Here is a 20,628-nt window from a genome sequence, read left to right on the forward strand (position 1 = left end):
CGGTGGCGGCCGCCCCCGCGGCGCCGGCGGCCGCGGCCCCCTCCGCGCCCGCGGTCGCCGCGGCGGCGCCCGCCGGTCCCCCGGTGGGCTGGATGAACGCGCTGGTGGGCGCGCTGGACCGGGCCAAGGACGTCGGCTTCGCGGCCCGGACGCGGCGCAGCCAGGGCGTCGCCCTCGTGGCCTTCGCCATGCGCCGCGACGGCTCGCTGGTGTCGTCGCGCCTCGTGCGCAGCAGCGGCGACGAGGAGATGGATGCCGCGGCGCTGGCCCAGTTGCAGCGGGCCCGCCTGCCCGCGCCGCCCGCGGATTACGGTGGCGAGGTGGTGCAGCTCACGGTGCCGATCCGGTTCAGCGTCACGCGCTGAGAAGGAGCGGCGGTCACGACGCGGGCGGATGTGGCAGAAAGCGCGGATTCTGCCACGGTTTTCGCCTTGCTTGACCGGCAGCCCCTTGGAACTGTAGGATTATCTTCCGTAAACAGCCTCACCGTGGCGACTCATGGTAAGGAAGTAAGAGAGTAAGGAAGTAAGGCGAACTGCCGCTCCGGCAGGCCTGGGCGCGATCCGCAGCGGGCCCTAGCCCGCCCCAGCATTGCGGTGCAGGGCGGGGACGATGATCCCGGCCTCGTGCTGGGAGGCCAGCACCTTGTCGATGCGGTTGCCGTCCAGGTCCACCACCTCGAAGCGCCAGTCGCCGATGGCGAGGTGGTCGCCCGCCCCCGGTAGCCGCCCGAAGGCGGCCAGCACGTAGCCGGCCACGGTCTGGTAGTCCCGCTCGGGCGGCAGGCGCAGCCCGAGATGCTCCGCCATCTCGTCGGCCGGCAGCCAGCCGGCCAGCAGCCAGGACCCGTCCTCGCGCCGGACGGCGCCGGGTTCCTCCGTGTCGGCATCGGCACGGAATGCGCCGGCGATGGCTTCCAGCAGGTCGGCGGGGGTCACCACGCCCTGGAAATGGCCGTACTCGTCGTGCACCAGGGCCATCGGCACGGCGGCCTCGCGCAGCACCTCCAGCGCGTCCAGGGCATCGGCGGTGTCGGGGATCACGGGGGCGGTGCGGACATGGGCGCGCACGTCCAGCGCGCCGCCGGCCAGCAGCTGCGCCAGCAGCTCGCGCGTCTGCACCACGCCGATCAGCGCGTCGGCTGAGCCCTCGCCGGCCGGCAGGCGGGAATGCTGCGTGTGCATCAGCAGCTCCCGCATCCGTTCCTCCTCGCCCGAAAGGTCGATCCAGTCGATGTCGGTGCGCGGGGTCATCACGCCGCGCACGGGACGGTCGCCCAGCCGCATGACGCCCGAGATCAGGTGCCGCTCGGCCGGCTCGATCACCCCCGCCCCTTCCGCCTCCGCCACCAGGGAGCGGATCTCCTCGTCCGTCACCGCCGCCTGCTGTTCCGGCCCGACGCCGAGGATGCGGAACACGCCGCGGGTGGACACGTCCAGCAGCCAGGCGAGCGGTGCCGCCACGCGAGACAGCAGCGTCATGGCGGGGGCTACGGCGCAGGCGATGCCCTCGGGCGAGCGCAGGGCGAAGCGCTTGGGCACCAGCTCGCCGATCACGATGGACAGAAAGGTCACCAGGGCGATCACCACCCCGAAGCCGATTGGGTCGGCCAGGTTCTGCGGCACCCCCTGGTCGCGCAGGAGGGCGGCGAGCCGGCCCCCCAGCGCTTCGCCGGAATAGGCGCCGGCCAGGATGCCCACCAGGGTGATGCCGATCTGCACGGTGGACAGGAAGCGCCCGGGATTCTCCGTCAGGGCCAGCGCCGCCGCCGCCCCGGCCCGCCCTTCCGCCACCATGGCCTGCAGGCGCCGCGGCCGGGCGGACACCACGGCCAGTTCCGAGATCGCGAAAACGCCGTTGAGCAGGACCAGCACGAGCACGATGAGCAGTTCGATCATGCGCCGGACCCTATCGGTCCCCCGACCCGAGCGCGAGGGCAGGCGGGCACCGGCGGGGCGGAGCGAGCGGGGCCGCGGTGACGGCCGCCCGGCCCGGTTCCGCCGCCGGCCGCACCATCCCCGGACGGCCGCGGCGGAACAAGCCTAGCGGCGTTCCAGCATGCCGTAGACGATGCGGCGGTTGGCACCCTGAAACACCGTCCGATGGCTGCAGGCCTCCGGAGACACCACGTCCAGCACGGCTCCCAGCCCGGCCGCGTCGCGCCGGATCGGGTGCCAGTCCATGAAGGCGGCCATGTAGCCATTCTCCGGCAGGTCGGGCACGAAGCTCGCCACCAGCAGGCGGCCGCCGGGCTTCAGCGCCTGGAACATGGCCGACACCAGCCGGCGCGCTTCCCGGTCGGCGAGGTATTCGCAGGCGGTGGCGGCGTAGACCAAGTCGAACTGCCCGAATTCCAGCGGCCGCAGCATGGTGCGTTCCAGGGAAACCGGCGCGGGCACCAGGCCGGGCAGGTCCGCGTAGTGCTCGGCGATCTCCTCCACGCTTTCCACGTCGCGGTCCAGCGCCACCCAGCGGGCGAGGTCGCCGGCGTTACGGCACAGCTCGGCTTCCCGCAGGTGCTGCGCGCCGAGCGACAGCACCTCCCCCTCATCCTCCTCGGCGACCCGGTCCACCAGGCGGGCCAGGATGGCGCGCCGTTCGCGCACGGCCTCGGCCAGCCCGCTCTGCCGCGCGAAGGCGAGCAGGTCCTGGCCGCAGGGCGTGGCGGCCGCGGCGGAAGCCTCCACACTCTCATGCCCGTAGAAGAAGTCGGCCAGGCGGGCATCGTCGGGATAGCCGCGCGGCTTCTGCCAGGACCAGTTGGTCAGCGGGCAGTGCCGCGACAGGGACGCCACCGGATGCCGGCGCAGCAGGGCCAGCCCTTCCTCGCCGTAATGGTCGAGGGCGCGGCGGCTGACCTCGATCAGCCGCGACCAGCCTGCCCAGATCCCGGGCAAGTCATCCGCGTGGCCCGCGATGGTGTCGAGTTCATCCTGGATGTCGCGCCGGATGCCGGGCGCCACGCCCGGACGGTCCATCACCATGCCCTGCATCACCGTCAAGTCCCGTGCTGGTTCCGCTTAGGGCAAAACTTTGCCACGGATTGAAAGGGCATTGAAACGAAACATCTCCTGATTTTTGACGCAATTCTCCTGAAAGCGAATAAATCTCCCCGCCTATCCCGCCCCGAGCAGGCCTCGCCCGTCGAGCAGTCCCGATAAGGCACCGGGGGCACCGAAACCCATGGCACGGCGGGCAAAGAAGCGTTTCAGGGTGGGGCTGCGATCCACGGCCGCGATGCCCAGCCGGCGCGCAACCCGCACGGGCGCGAAGTCATTGCCGAACAACCGTTCCAGCGCGTGGGTGGCGCCCAGCATCAGCAGCGCGTCCGGCCGGCGGGCGGCCTGGTAGCGCGCCAGCAGCGCCGGGCTGCCGGGATCGGTGCCGGCATTGTCCGCTTCCACCAGCAGCTCGGCCAGGGCGGCCACGTCCCGGAAGCCGAGGTTCAGCCCCTGGCCGGCAATGGGGTGGATGCCGTGCGCGGCGTCGCCGACCAGGGCCAGCCGGACGTCGGTGAAGCGCGAAGCCTGCATGGCCGCCAGGGGATAGGACCAGCGCTGGCCGATCACCCGCACCGCGCCGAGATGGTTGCCCAGCCGCCGGGCCGCTTCCCGGGCCAGGGCGGCGTCGTCCATGGCCAGGAAGCGGTCGGCCAGCGCCCGCCGCTCCGACCACACGATGGCGGACGCGTGGGGATGCTCCGGCGTGCCGGACAGCGGCAGCTGCGCGAAAGGACCGTTGGGCAGGAACTGTTCCAGCGCCACGCCGCGATGCGGTTTCTCGTGCGCGATGGCCAGCACGATGCCGGTCTGGCGGTAGTCGAACTGCGCCGTGCCGATGCCCGCCGATTGCCGCAGCGGCGAGCGGCGGCCTTCCGCCCCGACCACCAGCCCGGCGGCGATGACGGTGCCATCTTCCAGCGTCACCGTGGCGCCGTTCTCCTCCCGCGCCACCGTCGCCCGGGCCGGAGCGAAGAGCCGGGCGCCGGGCAGGTCAAACAGGACGCGGTTCAGCGCCACGCGCAGGGAACGGGCTTCCACCATCCAGCCGAAGGCCTCCTCCCCCAGCTCGGCGGCGGAGAAGTGCAGGTGCAGGGGCGAGGCGCGCTCCCCCGGGCGGCCGTCGCTGACCCGGATCTCCCCGATGGCGCAGGGCGGGGCCGGCAGCCGGTCCCAGACCCCCGCGGCGGCCAGCAGGTTGCGGCTGGTTCGCGCGATGGCGTAGGCGCGGCCGTCGAAGGCCGGCAGTTCCATCGGCGGCAGGGGAGCGGCGTCCACCACCGCCACCGTCACGCCGCCGGCCGCCAGGGTCGCGGCCAGGGTGGCTCCCACCGGGCCGGCGCCGACCACGCAGACCTGAACCTCGATACGTTGTGCCATGCCCCTATCCTGCCCCGCTGCACAGGTTTTGGGCAGGGGGGCGGGGGAGAAGCGGTGTCCCTACCCGGTCACGGCGTCGCGACGGCTGGCACGCGCTTCGCATCCACCCCGACTCAGCGGAGGAAGAAGAGGGGGCCGCGGTCGATGAAGCTGGTCATGGCGATCATCAAGCCTTTCAAGCTGGACGAGGTGCGCGAAGCGCTCACCCCGCTCGGCGTGCAGGGGCTGACGGTGACTGAGGTAAAGGGGTTCGGGCGGCAAAAGGGCCAGACCGAGATCTACCGCGGCGCCGAATACCACGTGAGCTTCCTGCCCAAGCTCAAGATCGAGGTCGCCGTGGCCGCCGACATGGTGGACGCGGTGGTGGAAGCCATCGCGGCCACCGCGCGCACCGGCAAGATCGGCGACGGCAAGATCTTCGTGCTCGACCTGGAGCGCGCGCTGCGCATCCGCACCGGCGAGACGGATTCCGCCGCGCTGTGACACACGAAACAAAGGACCCGACGATGACCATCGCGTCGCGCGGCGCCGCGGGCCGGGGCATGCGCCCGGCCGCGCGCTGCGCCCTGGCGTTGCTGCCGATGCTGCTGCTGGCCCTGCCCGTTCTGGCGCAGGGCACCCCGGGGGCCGTCGAGGCGCCCGCCGCCGCGCCGGCGGCCGTGCCCACCACCCCCGACACCGGCGACACCGCCTGGATGCTGACCAGCACCGCCCTGGTGCTGATGATGACCGTGCCGGGCCTGGCGCTGTTCTATGCCGGCATGGTGCGCAAGAAGAACGTGCTGGCCACCATGATGCAGTCCTTCGCGATCGCCGCGATCGCGACGATCGTGTGGATGGTGGCGGGCTATTCCCTCGCCTTCGGCGAGGGCAACGCCTATGTCGGCGACCTGTCCAAGCTGCTGCTGAACGGCGTGGCGGAAAACTGGAACAGCCCCTTCACCCTGGGCACGGGGGATTCGGCGGTGGCCTTCACCATCCCCGAAACCGTGTTCCTGATGTTCCAGATGACCTTCGCCATCATCACCCCGGCGCTGATCACCGGCGCCTTCGCGGACCGGATGAAGTTCTCGGCGATGGTGCTGTTCACCATCCTGTGGTCGCTGATCGTGTATTCCCCGATCGCCCACTGGGTGTGGCACCCCAATGGCTGGATCTTCGCCCTGGGCGCGCTGGACTTCGCCGGCGGCACGGTGGTGCACATCAACGCGGGCGTCGCCGGGCTGGTGGCCGCGGTGGTGCTGGGCAAGCGCGTGGGCCTGGGCCACGACAACATGTCGCCCTATTCCCTGGCGCTGGCGGTGATCGGCGCCTCGCTGCTCTGGGTCGGCTGGTTCGGCTTCAACGCCGGCTCCGCCGGGGCCGCGGGCGGCCGCGCCGGCATGGCCATGCTGGTGACGCAGGTCGCGGCCGCCGCAGCGGCGCTGGCCTGGCTGTTCGTGGAATGGGCGGTGAAGGGCAAGCCTTCCGTGCTGGGCGCCATTTCCGGCGCGGTGGCCGGGCTGGTGGCCATCACCCCCGCTTCCGGCTTCGTGCTGCCGGTGCCGGCCCTGGTGATCGGCGTGGCAGCGGGGCTGACGGGCTTCTGGGGCGCCACGGCGCTGAAGCACTGGTGCGGCTACGACGACAGCCTGGACGCCTTCGGCGTGCACGGGCTGTGCGGCATCGTGGGCGCGTTGCTGACCGGCGTCTTTGCCTACGGGCCGCTCTCGGCCACCACGGCCTCGCCGGACGGCACCACGGGCTCCTTCGCGCAGTTCGTGGTCCAGTTCTACGCGGTGGCGGCGACCTTTATCTACACCGCGATCGCGAGCTGGATCCTGCTCAAGATCGTGGACGTGGTGGTCGGCCTGCGCGTCAGCGAGGAAGAGGAGCGCGAAGGCCTGGACGTCACGCTGCACGGCGAGCGGCTGGGCTGATCCACGCTTCCCGCGGCACGCCGCGGCAGGATCGGGGGGGCGCCGGTGGGGAAACCTGCCGGCGCCCTTGCCGCTTTACACCCCTTGGGGGCACGCTTCCGGACGTCCCGTCGGCCATCCCCCCTGCCGGAGTCTCAGGCCGCCCGGGCGGTCTGGGCCGCGCCGACTGGCCGGGCTCCCTTGATCGTGGTGCGGTGCAGGGTGCGCGCCTGATCCTCGGGGCAGCCGGTGGCGAGGTGGATCACTGCCCGGTTGTCCCACAGCACCATGTCGCCGGGCTGCCAATGGTGCCGGTAGGTCACCGCCGGATCCACCGAGGCGGCGAAGAGCTGGCGCAGGAAGGCGTCGCTCTCGGCCGGCGGCAGTTCCGGGATGCGGGTGGTGAAGCCCTCGTTCACGAAGAGCGCCGGACGGCCGGTGGCGTCGTGCAGCCGCACCAGCGGGTGTTCCACCGGCGGCACGGCGGCGCGCTGGGCTTCCGTCAACGGCGGGCGCGTGCCGGCCCGGGCCTGGATATCGGAGCGGTAGCCGTAGTCATGCACCCCCGTCAGCCCGATCAGGCGCTCGCGCAGCGCGGGTTCCAGCCGGTCATAGGCGGCGTGCATGGACGCGAAGAGCGTGTCGCCACCATCCCGCGGCAGCACGCGGGCATAGAGCGCCGAGCCGAGGCTGGGCTCTTCCTTGTAGCTGAGGTCGGAATGCCAGTAATGCCCGGCATCGCCCAGGCCGATCGGCTTGCCGTCCCGCTTCTCGTTGGACACCAGCAGGATTTCCGGCGCGTCCGGATGCAGGAACTGCCTGAGGACGTGGATTTCCAGTTCACCCAGCCGGCGGGAAAAGGCGACCTGTTGTGCCGGCGTGATCTCCTGCCGGCGGATCACCAGCACCGAATTCTGCTCGAATGCCGCTTTCAGCGTGTTGAAATCCCCCTCATCCAACGGCTGCGACAGGTCTACCCCGACCGCCTCGGCGGCGAAGAGGGGGTGCAGGGCACGGATTTCCACGGCGTCGTTCCTTCCGGTGGCCATGTGCGCGAGGCTAGCGCGCGATATGCGCGAAAGAAACGCGGAAATCATCAATACCACGGCAATGTATTGGATAATGGCTCCAGACCAGGACGGCAGCGGCGCCACGAAGGAAGGCTCTGGTGGAAATAAGGCGCCAGAAAGCCGCCGTTCTGGCCGCGACGAGTCCAATGGCACGTTGCCGTCAGGTCCGGGGCGTCGCGATCCCGCGCGCTGCCGGCACGGCGGGGCGGAAGCGGGATTGCTCCCGCCCCGTAGCCAGCTCCGGAGGGGGACCGGAGCTGTCCCGCCGCATCAGGAGCGCCGGGGGAACGGCACCCGGACTGCGGCAGGGAAGCGGAACGGACCCGGAAAAAGCCGGGTCGGCTCGATCAGAGGCCCTGGAAGCGGAGCACCAGTTCGGCTAGGCCCCAGGAGGCCAGCAATCCGAACAGGGCGGCGAGCAGGGCTTCCCGGATCACGAGGTCCAGGGGGCGGCGGTGGGTGGCGGCCACGCAGGCCGGGAGGCGCGGTGTCATGACCCCCAGAAAACACGAACAAAACGTGAACGCAAGGGAAAATTCCGCGGGATGGCCCGGTGGTCCCTCTAGATCCCGGGAACCACTTTCCGCAGCGCCGTCAGGCCGCGCTCCAGCACCGCCTCCGGCGGGCCGGACACGTCCAGTGTGATCGCGCCCTCCTCCGCTTCCGGCGGCTCCAGCGTCGCGAACTGGCTGCCGGCCAGGGAAGCGGGCATGAAATGGCCCTGGCGCGCCGCCTGCCGCCTCGCGATCAGTTCGGGCGGCCCCGACAGGAACACGAACACCGCGTCGGGGCAGTGCCGGCGCAGCCGGTCGCGATGGCTGTGCTTGAGGGCCGAGCAGGTCACCACCGCCGCCTTCCGCTCCTCCAGCCAGGTGCCGATGGCTTCCAGCCAGGGCAGGCGGTCCTCGTCGGACAGCGGCTGGCCGGCACGCATCTTGGCGATGTTGGCCGGACTGTGGAAATCGTCCGCGTCGGCGAAGGGCAGCCCCAGCGCCGCGGCGATGCCGCCGCCCACCGTGGTCTTGCCCGACCCCGACACGCCCATCACCACGACCCGCAGCCCGTGGCGGCGCCCGGCAGGGCTCGTGGTCACGGCGTCGCCGTCGGCGGCAGCGGCCCGTCCGGCTGTCCGGTGGAGGGCGCGGGCGCGGTCGGCGGAGCTTCGGCATGGCCGCCGAAGCCGTGTCGCATGGCCGAGAGCATGCGGTCGGCAAAGGAGGTTTCCTGCCGCGAGCGGAAGCGGGCGTAGAGCGCCGCCGTCAGCACCGGGGCGGGGGTGCCGGTGTCCACGGCCTCCTGCACGGTCCAGCGGCCTTCGCCGGAATCGCCCACGCGTCCGGCATAGGCGCCCAGCGCATGGTCACCGGCCAGGGCCTGCGCGGTCAGGTCCAGCAGCCAGGACGACACGACCGAGCCGCGCCGCCAGGCTTCCGCGACGTCGGGCAGCGGCATGGCGAGGCCGTGGGTGTCGCCCGCGGCGCGCAGGAGGTCGAAGCCCTCGGCCAGGGCCTGCATCATTCCGTACTCGATGCCGTTGTGCACCATCTTGGTGTAGTGGCCGGCGCCGTTCGGCCCGGCATGGACGTAGCCCCGCGGCGGCCGCGGGTCGCCGTCGCGGCCCGGCGTGGGCAGGGCCGTGCCTTCGCCCGGTGCCAGCGTGGCGAAGATGGGGTCCAGCCGCGCCACCGCCGCGTCGGGACCACCGATCATCAGGCAGTAGCCGCGCTCCAGCCCCCAGATCCCGCCGGAGGTGCCGATGTCGAGGTAGTCGATGCCCTTTTCCCGCGCCGTTGCGGCCCGGCGCTGGCTGTCCTTCCAATAGGAGTTGCCGCCCTCGATCACGCAGTCGCCCGGGGAGAGCAGGGCGAAGAGCTCGGCCAGCGCGCCTTCCGTGGGCTCGCCCGCGGGCAGCATGACCCAGACCGTGCGCGGCGCTTCCAGGCGGTTCACCAGGTCGGACAGGCCGGTGGCCCCGTCGGCATGGGCGGCCGGTTCCGTCCCGGCCGCGGCTTCGCCCCCGCCCTCCCCGGCCAGGGCGGACACTGCGGCCAAGCTACGGTCCCAGACCACGACGCCGTGCCCGCCCCGCAGCAGCCGGCGGGCAAGGTTCGCCCCCATCCGGCCCAGCCCCACCATTCCGATCCGCATCGCCGCGATGCCTTTCCTGCGCTTCACGGCCCGCTTCGCATCACCCCCGGCCGGGTGCAAGCCGGAATGGCGTGCCCTGTCCCCATCTCTCCGACAGTGGCGGAAAGGCTTTCCAGGACGGGTGCCCCCCCGGGTGCTCCGGGAAAGCCCGGCGGCTCCGCGCCGCCCGGGCAGGGCTGCCGTGCAAGGGTACTCCCCCTCGGCACGACCCTTGCTGTAGCCTGGGTTCATGAACCCTCCGAAGCTTCCCCCGGCTTTCGACGAGATGAGCGCCGGCGACGAGGTGCGCCCGCCCTATGCCGGCCTGTCGCGCTACCTGGAAAACCACGGCCAGGCCGTGCTGGAACAGAAGCGGCGGGAAGCGGAGGTGCTGTTCCGGCGGATCGGCGTCACCTTCGCCGTGTATTCCGACGGCGGCGACCCGGAACGGCTGATCCCCTTCGACGTGGTGCCGCGCATCCTGTCGCGCGCCGAATGGGACCACTTGGCCCGCGGGCTGGAACAGCGGGTGCGGGCGCTGAACGCCTTTCTGCAGGACGTCTACAACGGCGGCCGGATCCTCGACGCCGGGCTGATCCCCCGCGCCCTGGTGCTGGAAAACGAGGGCTACCGGCAGGAAATGGTGGGCTTCACCCCGCCGGGCGGGGTGTGGTGCGCGATTTCCGGCATCGACCTCGTGCGCACCGGCGCGGACCAGTTCCACGTGCTGGAGGACAATTGCCGCATCCCTTCCGGCGTGTCCTACATGCTGGAGAACCGGGAAGCGATGCTGCGCCTGCTGCCTGGCCTTTGCGGCGCCCATCGCGTCGCCCCCGTCAGCCACTACCCCGAGGAACTGCTGGAAACCCTGCAGGCCCTGGCGCCGCCGGGCTGCCAGGGCACGCCCACCGTGGTGGTGCTGACCCCCGGCCCCTACAACAGCGCCTATTACGAGCACTCCTTCCTGGCCGACGAGATGGGGGTGGAGCTGGTGGAGGGCGCCGACCTTTTCGTGCGCGACGACACCGTGTTCATGCGCACCACCGCGGGGCCCAGGCGGGTGGACGTGATCTATCGCCGGGTGGACGACGAGTGGATCGACCCCGAGGTGTTCCGCCCCGACAGCGCGCTGGGCGTGCCGGGACTGCTGCGCGCCTACCGCGCCGGCAACGTGGCCCTGGCCAATGCCCCCGGAGCCGGGGTGGCGGACGACAAGGCGGTGTACCCCTACGTGCCGGAGATGATCCGCTTCTATCTCGACGAGGAGCCGATCCTGCAGAACGTGCAGACCTTTATGTGCTCCCGGGATGATGACCGCGCCCATGTGCTGACCAACCTGGACAAGCTGGTGGTCAAGCTGGCCCGCGGCTCGGGCGGCTACGGCATGCTGGTGGGGCCGCACGCCACCGCCGAGCAGCGCGAGGACTTCGCCAACCGCATCCGCGCCAACCCGGACGACTACATCGCCCAGCCCACCCTGGCGCTGAGCACCGTGCCGACCCTGGCGGATGGCGCGCTGGCGCCGCGCCACGTCGACCTGCGCCCCTTCGTGCTGTTCGGGCGGGAGGTGCGCATCGTGCCGGGCGGGCTGACCCGGGTGGCGCTGCGCGAGGGCAGCCTGGTGGTGAACTCTTCCCAGGGCGGCGGCACCAAGGACACCTGGGTGCTGGAGGACGGCCCGACCCAGGAGATCGGTCCCGGCGGCATGACCCAGAGCATGGGCGGCATGACCCAGTCCCTCGGAGGCAGCGGCATGATGCAGTCCCTGCCACCCATGAAGCCGCTGTCGCCGCCGGGGTCGGCCGACGGCTCCGGGAAGCCCGGCTGATGCTCGCCCGCACCGCCGACAGCCTGTTCTGGGTCGGGCGCTATTCCGAGCGCGCCGGCAACATCGCCCGCGGCCTGTCCGCCAGCCTGCGCATGGCCTCCCTCACCCCCGCGGAGAACGAGGGCGGCGAATGGCAGGCACTGCTGCTGGCCTCCGGCACCGAGGGCGGCTTCCGCGCCACACACCCCGCCCCCGTGGCGCGCGACGTGGTGGAATGGCTGACGCTGGACACCGCCAATCCCTCCTCCATCGCGTCCTGCCTGGAAGCGGCACGGCGCAACGCCCGTGCCGTGCGCACGGCGCTGACCGTGGACATGTGGGAAGCGGTGAACGACACCTGGATCGAGCTGCAGCGCACCGGCAAGGACGTGGTGCAGGACGACCGGCTCGCGGGCTTCCTGGACTGGGTGAAGTCGCGCTCCCTGGCCTTCAACGGCGCCGCCGCGGACACCATGCTGCGCGACGACGCCTGGCGCTTCACCCATCTCGGCACCATGCTGGAACGGGCGGACAACACCGCCCGCCTGCTGGACGCGCGCCACGCCGCCTTTGCCAGCAACAGCCCGGCGCACCACGTGCAATGGCAGTCGGCGCTGCGTTCGGTGTCCGCCATGCGCGCCTACCAGCACGTGTTTCGCGCCCGGCTGGAACCCACGCGGGTGGCGGAGCTGCTGCTGCTGCGGCGGGAAATGCCGCGCTCCCTGCGCTTCTGTTATTCCCGGGTGGACCGCACCCTGGCGGAGATCGCCGCCGCCGAGGCCAGCCTGTGCGGCGATTGCCGGGACCTGTCCGGCCGGCTGCTGGGGCGCTGCGAGGACGCCCGCATCGAGGATATCCTGGCGCGCGGCCTGCACGACTTCCTGACCGGCGCCATCAACGACAACATCCGGCTGGGGGCGGAGATCGGGCGTTGCTTCCTGGTCGGGTAGCGAGGGGCCGGCCAGCATGACCTACTGCGTCGGCCTTTTCCTGCAGCAGGGGCTGGTGATGCTGGCCGATACCCGCACCAACGCGGGCGTCGACAACATCGCCACATTTTCCAAGATGTTCACCGTCACCGAGCCCGGCGAGCGCGCGCTGTGCCTCCTGTCCTCGGGCAACCTCGCCATCACCCAGGCCGTGTGGAACCGCCTGGGGGAAGGGGTTTTCCTGGACGGGCAGCGGCAAACCCTGCTGAGCGTGCGCAGCATGTTCCAGGCTGCCCAGCTGGTGGGCGCCGCGATCCGCGCCATCTATGCCGCCGACGGGCCCAGCCTGGCAGCGCAGAAGGTGGGCTTCACCGTGTCGATGATGCTGGGCGGGCAGATCGCCGGCGGACCGATGCGGCTCTACCTCGTCTACGCCGCCGGCAACTTCATCGAGGCTACGCCCGACACGCCCTTCCTGCAGATCGGCGAGGCCAAGTACGGCAAGCCCATGCTGGACCGCGTGCTGACCCATGAGACCGGGCTGGTGGACGGCATCAAGCTGTGCCTGATCTCCATGGACGACACGCTGCGCTCCAACCTCAGCGTCGGCATGCCGCTGGACCTGCTGGTCTACCGCGAGGGCACGGCCCGCATCGGGCTGCAACGCCGGATCACCGAGAACGACCCGTATTTCCTGTCGTTGCGGGATTCCTGGTCCGGCCAGCTGCGCGACATCTACGGCGCCTTGCCGGTGCCGGACTGGCTGCCCCTCGACAGCACGGAATAGGCGGCCGGGGGCAGGTTTTCCGCCGCCCGGACGGTCCGGCGGGGCTGCTGCCGGAGTCTTCCTTGTTCCTCGACCGAGACATCCCGCGGGCATTCCTACCAGGAAATCCGGTTATTAGGAAAATGTTCTTGTTTGCACGCTGCATCCTGGGCTGCTAGTCCGGATGGCGATGACGTCCGCGAGCAGCCGGTCGACGCCCCCGCGTCGGCGACGAGACGCGGCGTTCCCGTGCGATGTGCCGCGGAGCGCCTCCGAACCCCAGCCCAAGAGGAGGCTGAGGCGACGAAGATTCGCCGTCCACCGGGCCGGTGGCGGCATGATCCTGGGGGGTGCCATGCTCCTGGCGGGCTCGGCCCTGGCCCAAGGAACCACGCAGGGCAGCCGGGGCGAGGGTATCGCCAGCCCCCGCGCCGCCTGCCTCGACGCGGCACGCACCGCCGAGATCCGCAACCAACTGCCCCAAGGCCTGCTGGTCGCCGTGGCCCTGGCGGAATCCGGATTGCACGCCTACGCCCTGAACATCGGCGGTCGTTCGCACTTCCCATCGAACGCCGAAGCGGCGCGGCAGTTGCTGGCCGGTGCACGGCCGGGCCAGTCCATCATGGCGGGCTGCGTCCAGGTGAACGCCCGGGTGCATGCCCGCGGCTCCTTCTGGCCGCTGGATCCGGCCCGGGCCACCGACTGGGCGGCGCAGCACCTGCGCCAGAAGTTCGACCAGACCGGCAACTGGGGCGATGCGATCCGCCGCTGGAATGGCGGCGCCCCGCGAACCGCCAACAACCTCGTGTGCCGCGTGCAGGCCAAGCTGCAGGTCACCAACCCCGGCTCCGTCGTGCTGAGCCGCGAAAGCTGCGGCGGGAATTACGCCCGCGAGCGTCGCAACGGTGCGGAACTGCTGGAAATCGCCGAAGCCTCCGAGCGCTGAGGCGAACCCCGGGGCAGAGCGGCCTGCCCCCTGCGTCGGATGCCGCGGATAAACGCGGCCGGCTGCGGGTTGCCTGGGTCCGTTTCGCCCCCGGCCGGCCCGCCGCCTCAGCGCGGCGGCGGCACGAATTCCGCCGTCATCAGCCCTGCCCGTTCCATGGCGCGCAGCACCGACACGACCCGGCTGGTCAGCACCACATGGGCAGGTCGCTTCTCGGAAATGCTGGGATCAGCGGGGTCGAAGGTGGCCTGGGCGATGGCCACGGCCGCCTGAAGGATCGCGTGCTGATCCGTGAACATGGAACTTGGTTTCCTTATCCGTGTCGATGGCTTTCCCGGCCCTGAAGTTCCAGGTCGGCCTTCGATTTGTTTCCGCAATATATTCGTCATGAAATCTGCGGGAGATACCCTCCGCAGGGCTTTTCCGGCCGGGAACCGCTGGCAGGGAAGGGCGACGAACCGGACGCCGCCGCGTTACAAAGGGGGCGGAACGGGCGGGAACGCGATGCGGATCAGAAACGTCCTCTTGGCAGGTCTGGCGGTGCTGGCCGTAGGGATCGGCGGCTTCGCCGCCTATGCCTGGCACCCGGCCATCGACCCGGTGCAGCCGCCGCGGCCCGAAAGCTTCGATCCGGCGCTGGTGCGCCGCGGCGCCGAGCTCGCCGCGATCGGTAACTGCAACGTTTGCCACACCGCCCCGGGCGGCAAGGTCTTCGCCGGCGGCCTGGCGATCCCGACGCCCTTCGGCACCATCTATTCCACCAACATCACCCCCGACCCGGACACCGGCATCGGCCGCTGGTCGGAAGCGGCCTTTACCCGCTCCATGCGCGCCGGGCTCGACCGTGAGGGCCACCACCTCTACCCCGCCTTTCCCTACAATCATTTCACCCTGGTCAGCGACGAGGACAACCGCGCCCTCTACGCCTATCTGATGACGCGCGAGCCCGTACGGGCCGAGGCGCCCGCCAATGAACTGCCCTTTCCCCTGAACCAGCGCTGGGTGCTGGCCGGCTGGAAGCTGCTGTTCTTCCGGGAAGGCACCTTCCAGCCCGATGCGGCGCGCGACGCCGAATGGAACCGCGGCGCCTATCTGGCCGAAGGGCTGGGCCATTGCGGTGCCTGTCACACCCCGCGCAACGCGCTGGGCGCCGAGCGGAGCGATGCGCACTATGCCGGCGGCGAGGCGGAGGGCTGGCACGCCTATGCCCTCAACGCCGATTCCCCCGCGGCCGTGCCCTGGGAGCGGGACGCCATGGCCACCTATCTCCGCCAGGGCTGGCAGGAGCGGCATGGGGTGGCCCGGGGCTCCATGGCGCCGGTGGTGGGCAATCTCGCCTCCGTGCCGGAAGCCGAGACCCGTGCCATCGCCACCTACGTGGTGGCCGGCATGGGCGAGCCTTCGCCGGCGCGGCAGGCACGGGCCAGGACGGTGCTGGAACAGGCGCGCGGCGGCGGCCCGGGCGGGCGCGCCACGGCGGCGGACAGCCAGACCGCCACCGCGGTGCCCGGCAACGACCGTGGTGCCGCCATCTACGCCGCCGCCTGCGCCACCTGCCACGAGGCCGGGCGGCCGCTGCCCTTCGGCGGCCTGCATCTGTCGCTCAGCACGGGGATCACCGGCCCGACGCCGGAGAACCTGCTCAACGTCGTGCTGCACGGGCTACCCGCCTCGGCCGGCGAGCGCGCCCCGATCATGCCGGGCTTCAGCGGCACCCTGAACGACGAGCAGCTCGCCGCGCTGGTGAGCTTCCTTCGCGCGAATTTCAGCGACCGCCCCGCCTGGGACGGAGTGGACAAGGCCGTGCGGGAAGCGCGGGATAGGGATCGGGCCGTGTCTTCGCGGCCCATGGTGGCGCTGCGGGCCGCACCGGCCGACCCGAGCCGGCCGTAAGGGGAGGCGCAGGCGATGGTGAAGCTCAACATCAACGGGCAACAGCACGAGGTCGATGCCGAGCCCGATACCCCCCTGCTCTACGTGCTGCGCGACCAGCTCGCGCTCAACGCCGCCAAGTACGGCTGCGGATTGGGACAGTGCGGCGCCTGCACGGTGATCGTGGACGGGGAAGCGGTGTTCTCCTGCACCACCCCCGTGCTGCTGCTGGAGGGCAAGAAGGTCACCACGCTGGAAGGGCTGGGCACGGTGGCCGAGCCCGGCCCGATGCAGCGCGCCTTTATCGAGGAACAGGCGGCGCAATGCGGCTACTGCATTCCCGGCATGATGATGCGGGCGCAGGCGCTGCTGGCCCGCAACCCGCGTGCCTCGGAGGAGGAGATCCGGGCGCAGCTGCAAACCAACCTGTGCCGCTGCGGCACCCACACCCGCATCCTGCGCGCGGTGCGCCGCGCCGCCGGGCTGATGCAAACGGCCGAGGCGGCGCCGGCTACCGGCAGCCGGAGCGTGGTGCGATGAGCGCGCGGCGGAACGACGTGGCCGGGCCCCGGGACGGCGAGGCGCCGGGTGCCTCCGCCGGGCTGTCGCGCCGCGGCGTGCTGGCCGGGGCCGGCGCCCTGGTGCTGGGCTTTTCCATGGATTGCGCGCGGGCGCAGCCGGCGGCGGAAGCGCAGAATGCCGGCGTGACGCCCCGCCCGGCGCCGCGGCTGCCCGGCAGCCTGCAGACCAGCCCGCAGCTGGATGCCTGGATCCGGGTGGATGCGCAGGGTGCCGTCACCGTGTTCACCGGCAAGGCCGAGTTGGGCCAGGGCATTCGCACGGCGCTGCTGCAGGTCGCGGCCGAGGAACTCGAAGTCACCCCCGACCGCATCACCCTGGTCACCGCCGATACCGGCCGCACGGCCAATGAGGGCTACACCGCCGGCAGCCATTCCATGCAGGACAGCGGCGTCGCCATCCGCCACGCCGCGGCGCAGGTGCGCGAGATCCTGGTGGCGGAGGCCGCGCAGCGCTGGAACACCGAACCGGCCCTGTGCCGCGCCGAGGGCGGCGCCGTGCTCGGCCCGGGCGAGCGGCGCCTCGGCTTCGGCGAGCTGGTTTCGGCGCAGGCGCTGACGGGGCGGGCGCAGCAGACCTCCCGCCTGAAGGAGCCGGCCCGCTTCAAGGTGATGAACACGCCGATGCAGCGCGTGGACATCCCGGCCAAGGTCACGGGCGGCGCGGCCTATGTGCAGGACATGCGCCCCGAAGGGATGCTGCACGCCCGCGTTGTCCGCCCGCCCGGACCGGGTGCCACCCTGTCCGCGCTGGACAGCACCGCGGTGGAACGGATGCCCGGCGTGGTGAAGGTGGTGCGCGACGGCAACTTCCTGGCCGTGGTGGCGACGCGCGAATGGCAGGCCATCAAGGCGATGCGCGCCCTGTCCGCCGCCGCACAATGGCAGCACACGCCGCGCCTGCCGAAGCAGGCGGAGATCTTCGCCACGCTGCAGGCCCTGCCGGTGCAGGACTTCGCTATTCTGGACCAGCGGCAACCCGTGACGGGCGCGGCGAAAACGCTGCAGGCGCGCTTCACCCGCCCCTATCAGTCGCACGCCTCCATCGGCCCCTCCTGTGCGCTGGCGCACTGGGTGGATGACGGCGTCACGGTCTGGACTCACACCCAGGGCGTTTATCCCGACCGCGCCGCCATCGCCGAGATGCTGCGCCTGGCGCCCGAGAAGGTGCGGCTGATCCATGCCGAGGGCGCCGGCTGCTACGGCCACAACGGCGCCGACGACGCCGCGGCGGATGCGGCGCTGATCGCCCGGGCCCTCCCCGGCCGTCCCGTGAAGCTGCAATGGATGCGCGAGCAGGAGAATGGCTGGGAGCCCCTCGGCCCCGGCATGGTGACGGAGGTGCGCGCTTCGCTCGACGCTTCGGGCGGCATCGTGGACTGGGATTACGGGGTGTGGAGCAACACCCATTCCATGCGGCCGGGCACGGCGGGCGCGCTGCTGGCGGCGCAGCTGGTGGCCGAGCCCTTCCCCATCCCGGAAGCCAAGCCGCTGCCGCAGCCCGAAGGCGGCGGCGACCGCAATGGCATCCCGCTGTACAAATTCCCCAGCGCGCGGGTGGTGCACCACTTCATCAAGGACATGCCGCTGCGGGTTTCGGCCATGCGGGCTCTCGGCGCCTACATGAACGTCTTCACCATCGAGACCTTCATGGACGAACTGGCCCAGGCCGCGGGCGCCGATCCCGTGGCCTTCCGGCTGCGGCACCTGGAGGACCAGCGCGCCAAGGACGTGATCACCCTGGCCGCCGAGCGCTTCGGCTGGAAGCCCGGCCAGTCGGCGCCGCGCGGGCGCGGCTACGGTTTCGGCTTCGCGCGCTACAAGAACCTCGCCGCTTATTGCGCCGTGGCCACCGAGGTGGAGGTGGAGCGCGAGAGCGGCCGCGCCCGGCTGGTGCGCGCGGTGGCGGCGGTGGACAGCGGCCAGGTCGTCAACCCCGACGGCCTGCGCAACCAGGTCGAGGGCGCGATCCTGCAATCGGCGAGCTGGACGCTGTACGAGAGCGTCACTTACGACGAGCGCGCGATCACCAGCGTCGACTGGTCCACCTACCCGATCCTGCGCTTCGACGCGGTGCCGGACAGCGTGGAGGTGCATATCGTGGATCGGCCCGGCCTGCCTTTCCTGGGCAGCGGCGAAACCGGCCAGGGCCCGACCGCGGCCTCGGTCGGCAATGCGGTGGCCCATGCCGCGGGGCAGCGGCTGCGCGACCTGCCGCTGACGCGGGAACGGATCAAGGCGGCGGTCGGGGTCTAGCCGCCCAGCCCCCTGGAACTGCGGCGGCCCGGCGTTAGACTGCCGGGCACGACGGTGCCGGCGTGCCGTTCTCCCCTGGTTGCGAGAAGGGCACCGCATGTTCACCAGGCCCGGGATCACGGGTTTCTTCGTCATGAACGCTCACCTGCTTCGTGCCGCGTCCAGCGTGGCGGCCGCTCCCTGCCCCCATGCTTGCGGCGGTTCGAAGAATGGCTGCACCGGGTCACGCGCGGTGTCCGGTGCGGTGCGGCCGGGCCGCGCAGGACGGCACGCGGCGTGAGCGGGACGTCCTGGCTCGCCTGGCTGCTGGCCATCTCCGCCGGCGTACTGTCGTCACGCGCGGCCACCTTGATCGCGCGTGGGCCGGAGGGCGTCGTGCAGACCGGAAACCGGGCGCTGCTGCAGATCCTGAACTTCCCGGCCCTGCTGGTGCTGATGGCCGTGCCCTTCTTCGTGCTGCCCTGGCTCTACGCCGCGGTGCTGTCCGTGACGGCCACCGTGTTCAACCCGGCCAACCTGATGGTGAAGCGCAACAACTTGGCCCGCATCTTCCTGCGCGCGCCTTGGCTGAATCTTCTGGCGATCGTGGGGGCCGCCTACTTCGCTTTCCACATCGTGGGGATGCTGCTTTAAGCGTGCTTCCGGCCACCAAGGTCGCGATGGCCGGCCGTTGACCGGGTGGGCTCACGGCATACCTTCCAGGGATGGCTCCCCACCCCGACACCTGGATGCGCGTCACGCCGCTGGGCCTGTACTGCGAGCCGGGCGACTTCTACGTGGACCCCGCGCGTCCGGTGTCGCGGGCGGTAATCAGCCACGGCCATGCCGACCACGCCCGCCCCGGCCATGACAGCGTGCTCGCCACGCCCGAGACGCTGGCGATCATGGGTGCCCGCTACGGCGCCGAGCGGTCGGGGCGGGAACAGCGGGCGCTGCGCTACAGCGCCTCGCTCACCCATCGCGAGGTCCGGATCACGCTGGTGCCGGCCGGGCACGTGCTGGGCTCGGCGCAGGTGATGCTGGAATGGCGCGGCTCCCGCATCGTGGTGTCGGGCGACTACAAGCGCGCGCCGGACCCGACCTGCGCGCCCTTCGAGCCGGTGCCCTGCGACGTCTTCGTCACGGAGGCGACCTTCGCCCTGCCGGTGTTCCGCCACCCGCCGGCGGAGCACGAGGTGGCGCGCCTGCTGAACAGCGTTTCCCTGTTCCCGGAGCGGGCGCATGTCGTGGGCGCCTACGCGCTGGGCAAATCGCAGCGGCTGATCGCCCTGCTGCGCCGCGCCGACTACGAGAAGCCCATCTACCTGCACGGCGCGCTGCGCAACCTGTGCGACCTCTACGGCCGGCTCGGCATCGAGCTGGGCCGGCTGGAGCCGGTTCCCACCGGGCTGAAGCGCGGCCATCCGCCGATCCTGGCCGGCGAGATCGTGATCGCGCCGCCCTCGGCGGAAGCGACGCCCTGGGCGCGGCGCCTCGCCGACCCTGTGACCTGCGCTGCCTCCGGCTGGATGACGGTGCGGCAGCGCGCCCGGCTGCGCGGGGTGGAACTGCCGCTGGTGGTCAGCGACCACGCCGATTGGGACGAGCTGCTCGCCACCTGCGCCGAAGTCCAGGCGCCGGAGGTCTGGGTGACGCATGGCCGCGACGACGCGCTGGTGCACGCCCTGTCCCTGCGCGGCGTGCGCGGCCGCGCCCTGCACCTGGTCGGCCGCGACGAGGACGACGACGCGGTCGAAGGCGCCCCCGCCCCCGGCGGTGAAACCGCGGCCGCACCCGAGGAAGCCCTGGCCGGCGTCGGCGGTCATGCCCATGTCGCCGAGGAAGGCCCAGCCCCGCCGCGCGGCGGCTTCGACGTGGCGGAGGCGGCGTGAGCGGCGTGGCGCTGCGTGGCCCACGAGGGGGCTCTGCCCCCTCGCGCTCCCCCGCGAGGAACCTGAGGTTCCTCAACCTCCCATTCGTAACAGTGTGGCGCTGGTGGATGGGGGTGCACCTGCGGCGGC

Annotated in this window: 20 protein-coding genes; 12 read left to right on the plus strand and 8 right to left on the minus strand. The window is 71.5% G+C overall.

The genetic code is table 11. The features are described 5' to 3' along the window. A partial coding sequence (locus ACLIBK_RS19835) for an energy transducer TonB family protein (protein WP_415389033.1) occupies positions 1 to 365 on the plus strand: 365 nt, incomplete at its 5' end. Between the two features lie 210 nt (positions 366 to 575). Here the strand turns inward: ACLIBK_RS19835 and ACLIBK_RS19840 are convergent. From ACLIBK_RS19840 to ACLIBK_RS19850, 3 genes are all read right to left on the minus strand, one after another. Beyond that, a complete protein-coding gene (locus ACLIBK_RS19840; protein ID WP_415389034.1) occupies positions 576 to 1,898 on the minus strand; it encodes a hemolysin family protein in 1,323 nt (440 codons plus the stop codon). A gap of 144 nt (positions 1,899 to 2,042) precedes the next feature. After that, a complete protein-coding gene (locus ACLIBK_RS19845) occupies positions 2,043 to 2,993 on the minus strand; it encodes a class I SAM-dependent methyltransferase (RefSeq protein WP_415389078.1) in 951 nt (316 codons plus the stop codon). Positions 2,994 to 3,116: 123 nt separating this feature from the next. Continuing rightward, positions 3,117 to 4,379: a UbiH/UbiF/VisC/COQ6 family ubiquinone biosynthesis hydroxylase gene (locus tag ACLIBK_RS19850; RefSeq protein ID WP_415389035.1), complete on the minus strand. Its 1,263-nt coding sequence runs from the start codon at positions 4,377 to 4,379 to the stop codon at positions 3,117 to 3,119. A 144-nt stretch (positions 4,380 to 4,523) separates the two neighbouring features. Between ACLIBK_RS19850 and ACLIBK_RS19855 the strand changes: the two genes are divergently transcribed. Together ACLIBK_RS19855 and ACLIBK_RS19860 are read left to right on the plus strand one after the other, a co-directional pair. Beyond that, the gene (locus tag ACLIBK_RS19855) at positions 4,524 to 4,862 is read left to right on the plus strand and encodes a P-II family nitrogen regulator (protein WP_415389036.1); all 339 of its coding nucleotides are present in this window, start codon (positions 4,524 to 4,526) and stop codon (positions 4,860 to 4,862) included. A gap of 98 nt (positions 4,863 to 4,960) precedes the next feature. Beyond that, positions 4,961 to 6,298, plus strand: a complete 1,338-nt coding sequence (locus ACLIBK_RS19860) for an ammonium transporter (protein ID WP_415389079.1) — start codon at positions 4,961 to 4,963, stop codon at positions 6,296 to 6,298. Between the two features lie 134 nt (positions 6,299 to 6,432). Here ACLIBK_RS19860 and ACLIBK_RS19865 read toward each other — a convergent pair whose 3' ends face one another. From ACLIBK_RS19865 to gnd, 4 genes are all read right to left on the minus strand, one after another. Beyond that, positions 6,433 to 7,302: a TauD/TfdA dioxygenase family protein gene (locus ACLIBK_RS19865; RefSeq protein WP_415389037.1), complete on the minus strand. Its 870-nt coding sequence runs from the start codon at positions 7,300 to 7,302 to the stop codon at positions 6,433 to 6,435. Positions 7,303 to 7,694: 392 nt separating this feature from the next. Continuing rightward, entirely contained in the window at positions 7,695 to 7,841 is a 147-nt protein-coding gene (locus ACLIBK_RS19870) for a hypothetical protein (protein WP_415389038.1), read from the minus strand. Between the two features lie 68 nt (positions 7,842 to 7,909). Continuing rightward, complete coding sequence (locus ACLIBK_RS19875) at positions 7,910 to 8,440, minus strand: gluconokinase (protein ID WP_415389039.1); 531 nt, start codon at positions 8,438 to 8,440, stop codon at positions 7,910 to 7,912. Next, on the minus strand, positions 8,437 to 9,495 hold the full coding sequence (gene gnd / locus ACLIBK_RS19880) for a phosphogluconate dehydrogenase (NAD(+)-dependent, decarboxylating) (RefSeq protein WP_415389040.1): 1,059 nt from the start codon (positions 9,493 to 9,495) through the stop codon (positions 8,437 to 8,439). The genes ACLIBK_RS19875 and gnd overlap by 4 nt, the downstream gene beginning before the upstream one ends. A 229-nt stretch (positions 9,496 to 9,724) precedes the next feature. Between gnd and ACLIBK_RS19885 the strand changes: the two genes are divergently transcribed. The 4 genes from ACLIBK_RS19885 (at position 9,725) to ACLIBK_RS19900 (ending at position 13,922) form a co-directional block, all read left to right on the plus strand. Further along, on the plus strand, positions 9,725 to 11,302 hold the full coding sequence (locus ACLIBK_RS19885) for a circularly permuted type 2 ATP-grasp protein (RefSeq protein ID WP_415389041.1): 1,578 nt from the start codon (positions 9,725 to 9,727) through the stop codon (positions 11,300 to 11,302). Beyond that, positions 11,302 to 12,231 (plus strand): alpha-E domain-containing protein, encoded by a 930-nt coding sequence (locus tag ACLIBK_RS19890; protein ID WP_415389042.1) that lies wholly within the window; start codon positions 11,302 to 11,304, stop codon positions 12,229 to 12,231. Before ACLIBK_RS19885 ends, ACLIBK_RS19890 begins: the two co-directional genes overlap by 1 nt. Positions 12,232 to 12,247: 16 nt before the next feature. After that, positions 12,248 to 12,997, plus strand: a complete 750-nt coding sequence (locus ACLIBK_RS19895; protein ID WP_415389043.1) for a peptidase — start codon at positions 12,248 to 12,250, stop codon at positions 12,995 to 12,997. 316 nt (positions 12,998 to 13,313) lie between these two features. Next, positions 13,314 to 13,922: a transglycosylase gene (locus ACLIBK_RS19900; protein ID WP_415389044.1), complete on the plus strand. Its 609-nt coding sequence runs from the start codon at positions 13,314 to 13,316 to the stop codon at positions 13,920 to 13,922. Positions 13,923 to 14,029: 107 nt separating this feature from the next. On the opposite strand, the gene ACLIBK_RS19905 is transcribed toward ACLIBK_RS19900, so the two are convergent. Further along, positions 14,030 to 14,221 (minus strand): hypothetical protein, encoded by a 192-nt coding sequence (locus ACLIBK_RS19905; protein WP_415389045.1) that lies wholly within the window; start codon positions 14,219 to 14,221, stop codon positions 14,030 to 14,032. A 226-nt stretch (positions 14,222 to 14,447) separates the two neighbouring features. On the opposite strand from ACLIBK_RS19905, the gene ACLIBK_RS19910 reads away from it, so the two are divergent. From ACLIBK_RS19910 to ACLIBK_RS19930, 5 genes are all read left to right on the plus strand, one after another. Further along, the gene (locus tag ACLIBK_RS19910; protein WP_415389046.1) at positions 14,448 to 15,815 is read left to right on the plus strand and encodes a c-type cytochrome; all 1,368 of its coding nucleotides are present in this window, start codon (positions 14,448 to 14,450) and stop codon (positions 15,813 to 15,815) included. A 15-nt stretch (positions 15,816 to 15,830) separates the two neighbouring features. Further along, positions 15,831 to 16,334, plus strand: coding sequence for a (2Fe-2S)-binding protein (locus tag ACLIBK_RS19915; protein ID WP_415389047.1), 504 nt, complete (start codon positions 15,831 to 15,833; stop codon positions 16,332 to 16,334). Beyond that, a complete protein-coding gene (locus ACLIBK_RS19920) occupies positions 16,331 to 18,628 on the plus strand; it encodes a molybdopterin cofactor-binding domain-containing protein (RefSeq protein WP_415389048.1) in 2,298 nt (765 codons plus the stop codon). The genes ACLIBK_RS19915 and ACLIBK_RS19920 overlap by 4 nt, the downstream gene beginning before the upstream one ends. A 276-nt stretch (positions 18,629 to 18,904) precedes the next feature. Further along, on the plus strand, positions 18,905 to 19,261 hold the full coding sequence (locus tag ACLIBK_RS19925) for a hypothetical protein (protein WP_415389049.1): 357 nt from the start codon (positions 18,905 to 18,907) through the stop codon (positions 19,259 to 19,261). 71 nt (positions 19,262 to 19,332) lie between these two features. Continuing rightward, on the plus strand, positions 19,333 to 20,499 hold the full coding sequence (locus ACLIBK_RS19930; RefSeq protein WP_415389050.1) for a ligase-associated DNA damage response exonuclease: 1,167 nt from the start codon (positions 19,333 to 19,335) through the stop codon (positions 20,497 to 20,499). The last annotated feature ends 129 nt before the right edge of the window (positions 20,500 to 20,628 follow it).

This window comes from Roseomonas sp. BN140053, from assembly GCF_047690175.1.
Classification (GTDB): Bacteria; Pseudomonadota; Alphaproteobacteria; order Acetobacterales; family Acetobacteraceae; genus Roseomonas.

Coding starts and splice junctions, on each gene's coding strand:
- ACLIBK_RS19850 (WP_415389035.1), bottom strand. CDS start 4,379: ATGGCACAACGTATCGAGGTTCAGGTCTGCGTGGTCGGCGCCGGCCCG.
- ACLIBK_RS19895 (WP_415389043.1), top strand. CDS start 12,248: ATGACCTACTGCGTCGGCCTTTTCCTGCAGCAGGGGCTGGTGATGCTG.
- ACLIBK_RS19885 (WP_415389041.1), top strand. CDS start 9,725: ATGAACCCTCCGAAGCTTCCCCCGGCTTTCGACGAGATGAGCGCCGGC.
- ACLIBK_RS19855 (WP_415389036.1), top strand. CDS start 4,524: ATGAAGCTGGTCATGGCGATCATCAAGCCTTTCAAGCTGGACGAGGTG.
- ACLIBK_RS19930 (WP_415389050.1), top strand. CDS start 19,333: ATGGCTCCCCACCCCGACACCTGGATGCGCGTCACGCCGCTGGGCCTG.
- ACLIBK_RS19840 (WP_415389034.1), bottom strand. CDS start 1,898: ATGATCGAACTGCTCATCGTGCTCGTGCTGGTCCTGCTCAACGGCGTT.
- gnd (WP_415389040.1), bottom strand. CDS start 9,495: ATGCGGATCGGAATGGTGGGGCTGGGCCGGATGGGGGCGAACCTTGCC.
- ACLIBK_RS19845 (WP_415389078.1), bottom strand. CDS start 2,993: ATGCAGGGCATGGTGATGGACCGTCCGGGCGTGGCGCCCGGCATCCGG.
- ACLIBK_RS19870 (WP_415389038.1), bottom strand. CDS start 7,841: ATGACACCGCGCCTCCCGGCCTGCGTGGCCGCCACCCACCGCCGCCCC.
- ACLIBK_RS19860 (WP_415389079.1), top strand. CDS start 4,961: ATGCTGCTGCTGGCCCTGCCCGTTCTGGCGCAGGGCACCCCGGGGGCC.
- ACLIBK_RS19920 (WP_415389048.1), top strand. CDS start 16,331: ATGAGCGCGCGGCGGAACGACGTGGCCGGGCCCCGGGACGGCGAGGCG.
- ACLIBK_RS19900 (WP_415389044.1), top strand. CDS start 13,314: ATGATCCTGGGGGGTGCCATGCTCCTGGCGGGCTCGGCCCTGGCCCAA.
- ACLIBK_RS19905 (WP_415389045.1), bottom strand. CDS start 14,221: ATGTTCACGGATCAGCACGCGATCCTTCAGGCGGCCGTGGCCATCGCC.
- ACLIBK_RS19890 (WP_415389042.1), top strand. CDS start 11,302: ATGCTCGCCCGCACCGCCGACAGCCTGTTCTGGGTCGGGCGCTATTCC.
- ACLIBK_RS19915 (WP_415389047.1), top strand. CDS start 15,831: ATGGTGAAGCTCAACATCAACGGGCAACAGCACGAGGTCGATGCCGAG.